Raw genomic sequence first — 13,889 nt, forward strand, 5'->3', positions numbered from 1 at the left:
CACATGCTCGGAAATCTGACACTCTCCGCGATCCCGTTCGATCAGCCCATCATCATGGGGGCGGGCGCACTGATGCTCGTCATGGTGCTTGCGGTAGTCGCGGCACTGACCCGCCTTCACAAATGGAAATGGCTCTGGCACGAGTGGCTGACCAGCGTCGACCATAAGAAGATCGGCGTGATGTACATCGTCGTTGCCGTGCTGATGCTCGTGCGCGGTTTCGTCGATGCAGTCATGATGCGCCTCCAGCTTGCACTCGCCTATCATTCGCCAGGCTACCTGCCGCCGCATCATTACGATCAGATCTTCACCGCGCACGGCGTCATCATGATCTTCTTCATGGCGATGGCGTTAATGGTCGGCCTGTTCAATCTCGTCGTGCCGTTGCAAATCGGCGCGCGCGACGTCGCGTTCCCGTTCCTCAATTCGCTCAGTTTCTGGATGACTGCGATCAGCGCGATTCTGATGAATCTGTCGCTCGTGGTCGGCGAATTCGCGCAGGTCGGTTGGCTCGCGTATCCGCCGCTCTCGGAGTTGCAGTTCAGTCCTGGCGTCGGCGTCGACTATTACATATGGAGTCTGCAACTGTCCGGCGTCGGCACGTTGATTACGGCAATCAATTTCTTCGTGACGATCGTGCGGATGCGCGCGCCCGGCATGACGCTGATGAAAATGCCCGTATTCACGTGGACCGCGCTGTGCTCGAGTGTGCTGATCATGGCTACGTTCCCGATCCTGACGGTGGCGCTCGCGCTGCTCGGCCTCGATCGCTACATGGGCATGCACTTCTTCACGAATGAAGCAGGCGGCAACGCCATGCTCTACCTGAACCTGATCTGGGCATGGGGACATCCCGAGGTCTATATCCTCGTGCTGCCGGCATTCGGCATCTATTCGGAAGTGATTGCGACGTTCTCGAAGAAGCCGCTATTCGGTTACCGGACGATGGTCTATGCAACCTGCGCGATCATGGTGCTCGCATTCCTCGTGTGGCTGCATCACTTCTTCACGATGGGTTCCGGCGCGGACGTCAATGCGTTTTTTGGCATCATGACGATGATTATTGCCATTCCAACTGGCGTGAAAATATTCAACTGGCTGTTCACGATTTATCGCGGGCGGCTGGAGTTCACCGCGCCTGTTCTGTGGACGATCGGCTTCATGATCACGTTCACGATCGGCGGTATGACCGGCGTGATGATGGCGATTCCCGGCGTGGACTTCGTATTGCATAACAGCCTCTTTCTGATTGCGCACTTTCATAACGCGATCATCGGCGGCGTGGTGTTCGGTTACCTGGCCGGTTTCCACTACTGGTTCCCGAAAGCGTTCGGTTTCAAGCTCAATGAGAAGCTCGGCAAGTGCGCGTTCTGGTTCTGGTTCGTGGGGTTCTACGCTTCGTTCATGCCGCTCTATGTACTCGGTTTCATGGGCATGACGCGGCGCCTGAATCACTATGACAATCCGGCGTGGCATCCGTGGCTGATTGCCGCCGCGTGCGGCGTCGTGTTGATCGCTATCGGCGTCGTGTTTCAGGTGGCGCAAGTGTGGGTCAGTGTGGCGAACCGCAACAAGCCCGAGTATCGCGACATGACGGGCGATCCGTGGGACGGCCGCACGCTCGAATGGGCGACATCATCGCCGCCGCCGGTCTATAACTTCGCGATCATTCCGACGGTGCACGAGCTCGACGCTTATACACACATGAAGGAAACCGTGAGCGGCCACGCGAAAGCGCCGGTGTATCGCGACATCCATATGCCGTCGAATACCAGCGCAGGTTTGTTGATCGGTATGTTCAGTCTCGTGCTCGGATTTGCCGGCGTCTGGCATATCACGTGGCTGGCGGCTGCCGCGCTGTTGGCAATCGTCGCGACGCTGATCGTGCGCAGCTTCGGCGATAACGACGGCTATTACATTCCTGCGGAAAAAGTGCGGGAAATCGAAAGCAAGCGTGGCCCTGCGGCCGCACCGGTGAATAACCGCGAACTGGAAGCTGTGGAGGCCTGATTCATGTCGAACAATACACTCTCCGTTTCGCTCGATGGCGGACACGGCAATCACGGTTCATCGGACACGGTGTTCGGCTTCTGGCTTTATCTGATGACCGATTGCGTGCTGTTCGCGTCGCTCTTCGCGGTATTCGCCGTGATGTCGAATCAGTTCGCGGGCGGCCCATCGGGCAAGGATCTGTTCGACATCGGCGGCGTCGCGGTCGAGACCGCCGCGCTGCTGTTGAGCAGCATTACGTACGGCTTCGCGATGCTTGCCGCGCGGCGCGGCAAATCCGCTGCGGTACTCGCCTGGCTCGCGGTGACGTTCGTGCTCGGTCTCGCGTTTCTCGCTCTGGAAATGCGCGAGTTCTCGCATCTGATCGCCGAGGGCGCCGGACCGGCCCGCAGTGCGTTCCTGTCGGCGTTCTTCACACTGGTGGGCACGCACGGCTTGCACGTCACCGTGGGTCTCGTATGGATGGCAGTGCTCGCGGTGCAGATCGTACGCGGCCCTGGATTGTCGGAGCGTCAGCTCACACGTCTCGCGTGCTTAAGTCTCTTCTGGCACTTCCTCGACATTGTGTGGATCTGCGTCTTTTCGTTCGTCTATCTGGGGAGCGTGCTGTAAATGGCTCACATGCAATCACTTTCGGGCGACCAGGGTCACGGCAGTCTGCGCGGTTATCTCGCCGGCTTCGTACTGTCGGTTGTGTTGACCGCGGCTGCTTTCTGGCTTGTCATGCACGGCGCTTTCCCGGCGCAGACCGCGATGATCGCGCTCTCCGTTCTCGCCTTCGTGCAGATTGTCGTGCATCTCGTGTTCTTTCTGCATATCGACATGTCGGCGGGGCAGCGCTGGAATGTCATGGCATTGGCCTATACGGCATTGGCTGCGTTGTTCCTGATCGGCGGGACGGTGTGGGTCATGCATAACGTCAGTATGAATATGATGTCCCGATAGGGTAGACGTCGGAAGCCTTGTGCGCCCCGTCTCTTCGTGGCCGCTCACCACCAAGCTTGCGGTCGTCGTCGCGACCTTGCTTGCGCTTGCGCTGGCATCCATCGGCGTGACGTTGTGGATCACGTTGCAACTGGACGGCGGCGCGGCCGCCATCAACGAAGCGGGCCGCATGCGCATGCAGACTTATCGCGCGGCGCTGATGTTGCGCGAAGCGCCCGAGCGCATCGACGCATTGGCTACGCAATTCGATAAGAGCCTCGAACTATTGCGCGTCGGCGATCCGGCGCGTCCGCTGTCGGTGCCGTGGAACGACGAAGCTCGCGCGCGTTTTGCTAACGTGCAACGGCAGTGGCAGGCATTGCGGCCCATCTGGATCGATGCGGCGAAGGCGCGCGACGCGCCATCGTCCGCATCCACCGACATACTGCGCGAAGCGAACACCTTCGTCGAGATGATCGACGCGTTCGACACGTCGATAGAAGCGCAACTCGCGCGCTGGACGTCGATTCTCAACGTTGTGCAGATTGCGCTGCTCGTGCTGGCGATCGGCAGTGCATGGGCGCTGCTGTACATCGGCCATCTGCTTGTACTCGAGCCCGTGTCGCGTTTGACCGGCGGCCTCGCTCGCATCGAGGAGGGCGATTTCTCGATGCGCGTGCAAGTCGCGTCGCACGACGAGTTCGGTCAGTTGTCGGCCGGCTTTAACCGCATGGCCCGCAATCTTCAGCAGTTTTATGCCGAGCTTGAACAAAAAGTCAGCGAGAAGACTGCAAGCCTCGAAACCGAGCGCGCGCGGCTTGCGGCGCTCTACGAAATCAGCGCGTTCGCGGCTGAGGCCAGCACGCTCGACGTATTGGCGCACGGTTTCGCGCGACGCATGCGGGGCATTGCCGGAGCCGATTCGGTGGCGATCCGCTGGTCCGGCGAGGGCAACGAACGGTATCTGCTATTGGGAAGCGACGGCCTGCCGCGCTTCATGATCGAAGACGAGCAGTGCCTGACCTCGCGTAGCTGTCTATGCGGCGAGCCGCGCACCGAACCGGGCGCGCGCGTGATTCCGGTGCTCGCCGAAGGTGCGGCGATTCTCGGCCACTGCGCGCGCGCCGGTTACGCGACGCTCGTGTCGGTGCCCGTGATCTTGCATCAGCGTCCGCTCGGCGAAATCGATCTCTTCTTCAGCGACGAAATAGCGTTGTCCGCGCAAGACCGCGATCTGTTCGACGCGCTCTCGAGTCACCTTGCAACCGCAATGGAAAACCTGCGCGTCACGGCGCTCGAGCGCGAAGCGGCGGTTTCCGGCGAACGTGCGTTGCTCGCGAGCGAACTGCACGACTCGATCGCGCAGTCGCTCGCGTTCCTAAAAATCCAGGTGCAATTGCTGCGCGATGCGTTGCCCGCGCATACGGATGCGTCGGTTGCACGGATCGTCGAAGAACTCGATGCAGGCGTGCGCGAGAGTACCGGCGACGTGCGCGAACTGCTGGTTCACTTTCGCACGCGCGGCAATGCCGAGGACATGGAGCCCGCATTACGAACGACGCTGCGCAAGTTCGAGCATCAAACGGGACTGACCACGCATTTATCGATGCAAGGTCATGGCTTGCCGCTCGACGCCGATGTCAAGGTGCAAGTGCTGCATGTGCTGCAGGAAGCGCTGTCGAACGTGCGCAAACATGCTCGCGCGCGTGAAGTGTGGCTTGAGGTGCAGCAGACTCCGGCGTGGAGCTTCGAGGTACGCGACGACGGTCAGGGCTTCGATGCCGCACGCGATACGCTCGGCGAGACGCATGTCGGCATGCGCATCATGCGCGAGCGGGCCGCGCGCATCGGCGCGCGGGTGGTGGTCGAATCAGTGCCGGGCGAGGGCACTTGTGTGACGTTGACGTTGCCGCAGCATCGCGGAGACACGTGTATGCGGACTAACCAACCGGTTTACAAGGGCAGAACGATATGACTGCAATCCGCTTGCTCGTCGTCGACGATCACACGTTGTTCCGGCGTGGCCTGATCGCGCTGCTCGGCCAGGACGCGCGTTTTAGCGTGGCCGGCGAAGCTGCCGACGCAGGCGAAGCGCAACGCCGCGCGAGCGAATTGCAACCCGACGTGATCCTGCTCGACAATCATCTGCCGGGCGTGAACGGCGTGGACGCACTGAACGATCTGCGCGAAGCAGCGCCTCACGCGCGCATTCTGATGCTCACTGTTAGCGAGGACGAGCGCGACTTGGGCGCCGCGCTGCGCGCGGGCGCGCGCGGCTATCTGCTGAAAACGGTCGATGCCGAGGCGCTCGCGGATTCGATCGTGCGTACCATGCGCGACGAGTTCGTCGTAAGCCCGGAGATGACGGGCAAGCTGGTGCAAGCCTATCGCGCGATGGCGAACGCAGGCGAGGGCGACGCCAGTTCAATCGCCGATGATGATCCTGCAACGCTCAAGCCCGAAGCGCAACATGGCTCCGAGCCTGAGCCCGCGCTGTCGATACGCGAGCAGGAAATCCTCACCTACATCGCGCGCGGCGCGAGCAATAAGGAAATTGCTCGCGCGCTTGCCATTTCCGAAACGACGGTCAAGATCCACGTCCAGCACATTCTGCGCAAACTGAAGCTGACTTCGCGAGTGCAGGCCGCGGTGTATGCAACGGTCAATGCAATCGGTCGGCCTACGGCTGCATAGCATCAACTCAACGCTATCAATTTCCACCCATAGTTCGAAAGAACTACGTCTTGCCTAAAAGTAGTTAGTCCGCAGTAGTTCTTTTGCCGCGCTGAGACCCGCCATTCGAAGGATGTTCGCTAATGCGGTGAAAGTCCAAAGTCGATGTCATGAAAAGCGGAGTTCGTTTCATGACACAGACATCGACAGCAACCGACGGCCCATCTCGCCGGCGCGCCTTGTCCGTGCTGATCGCCAGCACGCTCGCATTCACGGTGTGCTTCATGGTGTGGATGATGTTCGCCGTCGTGGGCATTCCGCTGCGCCGCTCATTGCACCTGAACGAGACCGAGTTCGGCGTGCTCGCCGCATTGCCGGTACTCACCGGTTCGCTGGTGCGCGTACCGCTCGGCATCTGGACCGACCGCTATGGTGGCCGCATCGTCATGACCGCGCTGATGCTCGCCACGGCGCCGGCGATCTGGCTGATGAGCTATGCCACCGCCTATTGGCAGCTACTCGTGATCGGTCTCTTCGTCGGCCTTGCAGGCGGCTCGTTTTCGGTCGGCACGCCCTACGTGGCGCGCTGGTTTCCGCCAGAAAAGCGCGGCCTCGCGATGGGTGTTTTCGGCGCGGGCAATTCCGGCGCGGCGGTGAACAAGTTCGTTGCGCCAGCAATCGTCGTCGCATTCGGCTGGGCGATGGTCCCTCAGGTCTACGCGGTAATCATGCTGGTTACGGCTGTGGTGTTCTGGATTCTCAGCAGCAGCGACCCGTCGCATCTGGTCTCGCAGAACGTGCGTTTCGTCGACCAGTTGCGCGCGTTGAAAGACCCGACGGTGCTCAAGTACTGCCAGTACTACAGCATCGTATTCGGCGGTTACGTCGCGCTGTCTCTGTGGATGGTGCAGTACTACGTCGGCGAATATGGTCTCGACCTTCGCGTAGCGGCGCTGCTCGCCGCGTGCTTCTCGCTGCCGGGCGGCGTGCTGCGCGCGGTGGGCGGCTGGCTCTCCGACCGTTATGGCGCGCACCGCGTGACGTGGTGGGTGATGTGGGTGAGCTGGGTGTGCCTGTTCCTGCTCAGCTATCCGCGCACGCATTTGATCATTACCACGGTGAACGGCGCTAAAGGCTTCGACATTGGCCTCAACGTGATCGGTTTCACGGTGCTGATGTTCGTACTCGGCATCGCATTCGCTTTCGGCAAGGCCAGCGTCTTCAAGTACATCGGCGACGAGTACCCGGACAACATCGGCACGATTTCCGGCATCGTTGGGCTCGCGGGCGGCCTGGGCGGCTTTCTGCTGCCGATTCTCTTCGGCCTGCTGGTCGACTTCACCGGCATCCGTTCGAGCGCCTTCATGCTGCTTTACGGCGTGGTGTGGGTCTCGCTCATCTGGATGTATTTCACCGAAGTTCGCACGAAAGACGTACTCGCGGCAACGCCGCGCGCCTCGTCGGAACAGCTGGTGCGAACTGTCGACTCTCAACCTGCGGAAACGGAATCATGAATATCTCGACAGCACGCGCGCGGGCCGGCCGCACGCTGAAGATCTGGACACCCGAAGATAAAGCATTCTGGCGGCGCGAAGGCGAGGCCGTCGCGAAGCTCAATCTATGGATCTCGGTGCCGGCGCTCTTTTTCGCCTTCGTCATCTGGCAAATGTGGAGCGTGGTGGCGGTGAGCTTGCCGTCGCTTGGATTTAATTATTCGACCAATCAACTGTTCTGGCTCGCGGCCGCGCCCGCATTGTCCGGCGCGACGTTGCGCATCTTCTATTCGTTCATGGTGCCGATATTCGGCGGGCGGCGCTGGACCACGATCTCCACCGCGTCGCTGTTGATTCCCGCAATCGGTATCGGCTTCGCGGTGCAGGACAACACGACGAGCTATCCGACGATGCTGCTGCTTGCGCTGTTATGCGGCCTCGGCGGCGCCAACTTCAGTTCGAGCATGGCCAACATCAGTTTCTTTTTCCCGAAGGAACGCAAAGGTTCTGCGCTCGGCGTGAATGGCGGGCTTGGCAATCTCGGCGTGTCGGCGGTGCAATTCCTGTCGCCGCTCGTGGTAACGGCGGGCATGCTCGGCATCTTCGGCGGCGAGCCGCAGACGCTCGTCAAGGCCGGGCACACGTCGCAAGTGTGGATGCAGAATGCGGCGTTTATCTGGGTACCGTGTATCGTCATTTCAACGCTTGCCGCATGGTTCGGAATGAACGATCTCGCCGATGTGAAGGCGTCGTTCGCTGCGCAGGCGACCATTTTTAGAAGCCGTCATAACTGGCTGATGTGCACGCTGTATCTCGGCACCTTCGGCTCGTTTATCGGCTATGGAGCCGGCTTTCCATTGCTTATCAAGAGCCAGTTTCCCGGCGTGAATCCGCTGACGTATGCATGGCTTGGGCCGTTCGTCGGTGCACTCATCAGGCCGTTCGGCGGATGGCTCGCGGACCGGCTCGGCGGCGCGCGCGTGACGCTGTGGAATTTCGTCGTGATGGCGCTCGCGGTCGTCGGCGTTCTGTACTTTCTGCCAAAGACGGGCGGCTCGTCGTTCTCGCTCGCCTGGGGTCCGCGCGATGGCAGCTTCACAGGCTTCTTTGCGATGTTCCTGCTGCTCTTTCTCACGACCGGCATCGGCAACGGTTCGACGTTCTGCATGATTCCGGTGATCTTTTCGAATCTGCGCCTGTGTGGCGTGCCCGCGGGCGATGCGAATGCGCTCGCCGATGCGACACGTGAAGGCAGTACCGAAGGCGCGGCCGCAATTGGTTTTGCAGGCGCAATCGGCGCGTACGGCGGGTTCTTTATTCCGAAGAGTTATGGCAGTTCCATTCTGATGACCGGCGGCCCGGAACTCGCGTTGTACTGCTTCGTTGTTTTCTATTTGCTGTGTATTGGGCTTACGTGGTGGTTCTACGCGCGGCGCAATGCGGGCATGCCGTGTTAATCGAAAACGGACCTACACAATGAGCCACTTTCTCGACAGACTTAAATACTTCTCGCAGCGCAACCAACGCTTCGCGCAAGGCCACGGCGTGACGACCGGAGAGGACCGCACGTGGGAAGACGCGTACCGCGCACGCTGGCAGCACGATAAGGTGGTGCGCTCGACACATGGCGTAAATTGCACAGGCTCATGCTCGTGGAAGATTCACGTGAAAGGCGGCATCGTCGCGTGGGAAACGCAGCAGACCGATTATCCGCGTACGCGCGCCGAGCTGCCGAATCACGAGCCGCGCGGCTGCGCGCGCGGTGCGAGCTATAGCTGGTATCTGTATAGCGCGAACCGCGTCAAGTATCCGCTCGTGCGAGCGCGGCTGCTCAAGCATTGGCGCGCCGCGCGTGCGGTGGCGATGAGTGCCGTCGATGCATGGGCGGCGGTGGTGGAGAACGACGCGCAACGTCGCGACTATCAGCGTCAGCGCGGCCTCGGTGGGTTTGTGCGTGCGAGCTGGGACGAAGTGAATGAGATCGTCGCCGCGGCCAACGTCTACACGATCAGGAAGCATGGGCCGGATCGCATCATCGGCTTCTCGCCCATTCCGGCGATGTCGATGGTCAGCTATGCAGCGGGCAGCCGCTATTTGAGTCTGATCGGCGGCGTCTGCATGAGTTTCTACGACTGGTATTGCGATCTGCCGCCCTCGAGTCCGCAAACGTGGGGCGAGCAGACCGACGTGCCGGAATCGGCTGACTGGTACAACTCGAGTTACATCATTGCGTGGGGCTCGAATGTGCCGCAGACGCGCACGCCCGACGCGCATTTCTTCACCGAGGTTCGCTATCGCGGCACGAAGACCGTCGCGGTCACGCCCGACTATGCGGAAGTCAGCAAACTGGCGGACCTGTGGATGCACCCGGGCCAGGGCACCGACGCCGCGCTCGCGATGGCGATGGGCCACGTAATTCTGCGCGAGTTCTATTTCGAGCGGCGCAGCGCGTACTTCGACGACTATGCGCGCCGCTATACCGATCTACCGTTGCTCGTGCAACTAAAAGAGCAGACGCTGGCCGATGGTCGCCGCATCATGGTGCCCGACCGTTTTCTCCGAGCCGACGATTTCAACGGCATGCTTGGCCAGGACAATAACCCGGAGTGGAAGACGGTCGCGTTCAACGTCGACGGCAAGCTCGTGTTGCCGAATGGTTCGATCGGCTTTCGCTGGGGCGCGGAAGGCCGCGGCGACGCAGGGCGCTGGAATCTCGAAGCAAAAGAAGCGCGGCATGGCGCAGAAGTGAAGCTGAAGCTCTCCGTCGCGGAAGACGGCGCGCAAGCGCATGAGGTTGTCACGGTCGGCTTTCCGTACTTCGGCGGCATCGACACGCCGCATTTCACCGCGAGCAAACAGGCCGATGTACTCGTGCGCAAGGTGCCGGTTGCGCGCATTGCACTCGGCAAGAACGGCGAGCGCCGCGAAGTACTCGTCGCCACCGTGTTCGATCTGTTGGCCGCTAACTATGGCGTGGATCGCGGCTTCGGCGGCGCGCGCGATTACAACGACGACGTGCCGTATACGCCTGCGTGGCAGGAGCGCATAACCGGCGTGGCGCGCGAGCAGGCCATTTTAGTGGCGCGCGAATTTGCGGACAATGCCGACCGGACGCAGGGTAAGTCGATGGTGATTATCGGCGCCGCAATGAATCACTGGTATCACAGCGATATGAATTATCGCGGCGTGATCAACATGCTGATGCTGTGCGGCTGCATCGGTCAAAGCGGCGGCGGCTGGGCGCACTACGTCGGTCAGGAGAAGCTGCGTCCACAAACGGGCTGGACGCCGCTCGCTTTTGCACTCGACTGGATTCGTCCGCCGCGGCAAATGAATTCCACCAGCTTCTTCTACGCGCATACGGATCAATGGCGCTATGAAAAACTCGGCGTCGAAGAAATTCGTTCGCCGCTCGCGGATCGCGCGCACGACGGCGGCTCGTTAATCGACTATAACGTGCGCGCCGAACGCATGGGCTGGTTGCCGTCGGCGCCGCAATTGCAGACCAATCCATTGCAGGTGGCGCGCGACGCACAGGCAGCGGGCATCGATGCAAAAGCCTATGTCGCGCGAAGGCTGAAAGACGGCACGCTGAAGATGAGTTGCGAGGATCCGGATCATCCGGACAACTGGCCACGCAACATGTTCGTCTGGCGTTCCAATTTGCTTGGCTCGTCGGGCAAGGGGCACGAGTACTTCCTCAAGCATCTGCTCGGCACGACTCACGGCGTGCAAGGCCGCGATCTCGGCGACGACGATGCAAAGCCGCGCGAAGTCACATGGCACGACACGGCGCCGGAAGGCAAACTCGATCTGCTCGTCACGCTCGACTTCCGGATGAGCACGACGTGTCTCTATTCGGACATCGTGCTGCCGACCGCGACGTGGTACGAAAAGAACGATCTGAATACGAGCGACATGCATCCGTTCATTCATCCGCTGTCGAGCGCAGTCGATCCGGCATGGCAGGCGCGTAGCGACTGGGAGATCTATAAAGGCTTTGCAAAGGCTTTTAGCGAAGTCTGCATCGGTCATCTCGGCGTGGAGAAAGAAGTCGTGCTCACGCCGCTAATGCACGACACGCCCGCCGAACTCGCGCAACCGTACGATGCGCGCGACTGGAAACGCGGCGAGTGTGAACTCGTACCCGGCAAGACCGCGCCGCAGGTGAGCGTGGTCGAACGCGATTATCCGAACGTATACCGCCGCTTCACGGCTCTTGGCCCGCTGATGGACAAGCTCGGCAACGGCGGCAAGGGCATTGCGTGGCAGACCGGCACGGAGACCGCGCAACTCGCCGAACTCAACGGCACCGTCAGTGAAGAAGGCGCGACGCGCGGACTCGTGAAGATCGACAGCGATATTGACGCATGCGAAGTCGTGCTGATGCTCGCGCCCGAAACGAATGGCCATGTCGCGGTGAAAGCGTGGGACGCGCTCTCGAAGATTACAGGCCGCCATCATGCGCATCTCGCGCTGCATCGCGAGGACGAGAAGATTCGTTATCGCGATGTTCAGGCGCAGCCGCGCAAGATCATTTCTTCGCCGACCTGGAGCGGTGTGGAAAGCGAGAAAGTGTCGTACACGGCCGGCTATACCAACGTGCATGAATTGATTCCGTGGCGCACGCTGACGGGCCGCCAGCAGTTCTATCAGGATCATCCGTGGATGCGCGAATTCGGCGAGAGCTTCGTGAGTTATCGTCCGCCGGTGGATCTGAAAGCCGCATCGCCGATGCATGGCCGCAAGCCGAACGGGCACACGGAGATCGCGCTCAATTTCATTACACCGCATCAGAAATGGGGCATTCACAGCACGTATGCCGACAACCTTCTCATGCTCACGCTCAATCGCGGCGGCCCGGTGATCTGGCTCAGCGAAGGCGACGCTAAAAGGGCTGGCATCGAAGATAACGACTGGGTTGAACTGTTCAACATCAATGGCGCGATTGCCGCGCGTGCAGTAGTGAGTCAACGCGTGAATCCCGGCATGGTGATGATGTATCACGCGCAGGAGAAGATCGTGAATGTACCCGGTTCTGAAATAACCGGAACACGCGGCGGCATTCACAACTCGGTCACGCGCATTGTACTCAAGCCCACGCATATGATCGGCGGCTATGCGCAGCTTAGCTACGGCTTTAACTACTACGGGACCATCGGCACGAATCGCGACGAATTCGTTGTCGTGCGCAAGATGGCAAAAGTCGACTGGCTCGACGACGAACCGGTTATCGCGACACACGGAGATCGCACATGAAAATTCGCGCACAGATCGGCATGGTGCTCAACCTCGACAAGTGCATCGGCTGCCATACGTGTTCGGTGACGTGCAAGAACGTCTGGACGAGCCGCGAGGGCGTCGAATACGCGTGGTTCAATAATGTGGAAACGAAGCCGGGCATTGGCTACCCGAAGCAGTGGGAGAATCAGGACAAATGGAACGGCGGCTGGAAACGCAATCCGGACGGCTCGATCGAACCGCGTCAGGGCAGCCGGCTCAAGGTGCTGTCGCGGCTCTTTGCGAATCCGAATCTGCCGCAAATCGACGACTATTACGAGCCGTTTACGTTCGACTACGAGCACTTGCAGTCCGCGCCGGAAAGCAAGGCGCCGCCTGTCGCGCGACCGCGCAGCCTGCTGACAGGCAAGCGGATGCAAAAGATCGAGTGGGGGCCGAACTGGGAGGAGATTCTCGGCGGCGAGTTCGAGAAGCGCAGTAAGGACAAGAACTTTGACGACGTGCAGAAGGACATCTACGGTCAGTTCGAGAACACCTTCATGATGTACTTGCCGCGCTTGTGCGAGCATTGCCTGAATCCGGCGTGCGTCGCGAGTTGTCCTTCGGGTTCAATTTATAAGCGCGAAGAAGACGGCATCGTATTGATCGACCAGGACAAATGCCGCGGATGGCGCATGTGCGTGTCGGGATGTCCGTATAAGAAGATCTATTACAACTGGAAGTCCGGCAAGGCGGAGAAGTGCATCTTCTGCTATCCGCGAATTGAAAGCGGTCAGCCAACCGTGTGTTCGGAAACCTGCGTCGGGCGCATTCGTTATCTCGGCGTGCTGTTATACGATGCGGACGAAATTGAAAAGGCGGCGTCGGTGGAACATGAGACCGAGCTCTATCAGGCGCAGCTCGACATATTTCTCGATCCGCACGATCCGCGCGTAATTGCCCAGGCGCGCGCCGACGGCATTCCCGACGCATGGCTCGAAGCGGCGAAGAAGAGCCCCGTCTACAAGATGGCGATGGAGTGGAAAGTCGCATTACCCTTGCACCCGGAGTACCGCACGCTGCCGATGGTCTGGTACGTGCCGCCGCTGTCGCCGATCACCACCGCGGCAAGCGAGGGCCATATAAGCGCGAACGGCGAAATACCCGACGTCACGCAACTGCGGATTCCGGTCAAGTATCTTGCCAATCTTCTGACTGCCGGAGACGAAGCGCCGGTTATCCGCGCACTCGAACGAATGCTGGCAATGCGCACGTATCAGCGCGGCAAGCATGTCGACGGCTGCGAGAATCTGGCAGTGCTCGAGCAGGTCGGCTTGAGCCGCGACGAAGTGGAAGACATGTACCGCGTCATGGCGCTCGCAAGTTATGAGGACCGCTTTATGGTGCCGGGCACGCATCGTGAATACGCGGAGAACCTTTATGACCTGAAGGGCGGTTGCGGCTTCTCATTCGGCAACGGATGTTCGGATGGCGTTGGCGAGACAAGCCTGTTCGGCGGCGAGAAGAGACGCACCATTCCGATCAGGGAGCAGGTATGAAACGGGCCGA

General features: G+C 60.4%; 9 protein-coding genes. All 9 read left to right on the forward strand.

Annotation, left to right across the window (positions count from 1 at the left end; translation table 11 throughout):
• The first annotated feature begins 3 nt into the window (after positions 1–3).
• The 9 genes from cyoB to narH all read left to right on the forward strand — a co-directional run bounded on the left by cyoB (position 4) and on the right by narH (position 13,879).
• The gene (gene cyoB, locus P0D87_RS22975) at positions 4–2,010 is read left to right on the forward strand and encodes a cytochrome o ubiquinol oxidase subunit I (RefSeq protein WP_053859431.1); all 2,007 of its coding nucleotides are present in this window, start codon (positions 4–6) and stop codon (positions 2,008–2,010) included.
• 3 nt (positions 2,011–2,013) lie between these two features.
• On the forward strand, positions 2,014–2,622 hold the full coding sequence (cyoC, locus tag P0D87_RS22980; RefSeq protein WP_053859430.1) for a cytochrome o ubiquinol oxidase subunit III: 609 nt from the start codon (positions 2,014–2,016) through the stop codon (positions 2,620–2,622).
• Positions 2,623–2,955: a cytochrome o ubiquinol oxidase subunit IV gene (gene cyoD / locus P0D87_RS22985; protein ID WP_053859429.1), complete on the forward strand. Its 333-nt coding sequence runs from the start codon at positions 2,623–2,625 to the stop codon at positions 2,953–2,955.
• Between the two features lie 19 nt (positions 2,956–2,974).
• Positions 2,975–4,909, forward strand: a complete 1,935-nt coding sequence (locus P0D87_RS22990) for a type IV pili methyl-accepting chemotaxis transducer N-terminal domain-containing protein (protein WP_053859428.1) — start codon at positions 2,975–2,977, stop codon at positions 4,907–4,909.
• On the forward strand, positions 4,906–5,628 hold the full coding sequence (locus P0D87_RS22995) for a response regulator (protein ID WP_053859427.1): 723 nt from the start codon (positions 4,906–4,908) through the stop codon (positions 5,626–5,628). Before P0D87_RS22990 ends, P0D87_RS22995 begins: the two co-directional genes overlap by 4 nt.
• Before the next feature lie 170 nt (positions 5,629–5,798).
• Entirely contained in the window at positions 5,799–7,121 is a 1,323-nt protein-coding gene (locus P0D87_RS23000; protein ID WP_053859426.1) for an MFS transporter, read from the forward strand.
• On the forward strand, positions 7,118–8,557 hold the full coding sequence (locus P0D87_RS23005; protein WP_053859425.1) for a NarK family nitrate/nitrite MFS transporter: 1,440 nt from the start codon (positions 7,118–7,120) through the stop codon (positions 8,555–8,557). The genes P0D87_RS23000 and P0D87_RS23005 overlap by 4 nt, the downstream gene beginning before the upstream one ends.
• Positions 8,558–8,576: 19 nt before the next feature.
• A complete protein-coding gene (locus P0D87_RS23010) occupies positions 8,577–12,359 on the forward strand; it encodes a nitrate reductase subunit alpha (protein ID WP_053859424.1) in 3,783 nt (1,260 codons plus the stop codon).
• A complete protein-coding gene (narH, locus tag P0D87_RS23015) occupies positions 12,356–13,879 on the forward strand; it encodes a nitrate reductase subunit beta (protein WP_053859423.1) in 1,524 nt (507 codons plus the stop codon). The genes P0D87_RS23010 and narH overlap by 4 nt, the downstream gene beginning before the upstream one ends.
• The last annotated feature ends 10 nt before the right edge of the window (positions 13,880–13,889 follow it).

It is taken from the genome of Paraburkholderia sp. RL17-368-BIF-A (assembly GCF_046054045.1).
Classification (GTDB): Bacteria; Pseudomonadota; Gammaproteobacteria; order Burkholderiales; family Burkholderiaceae; genus Paraburkholderia; species Paraburkholderia graminis.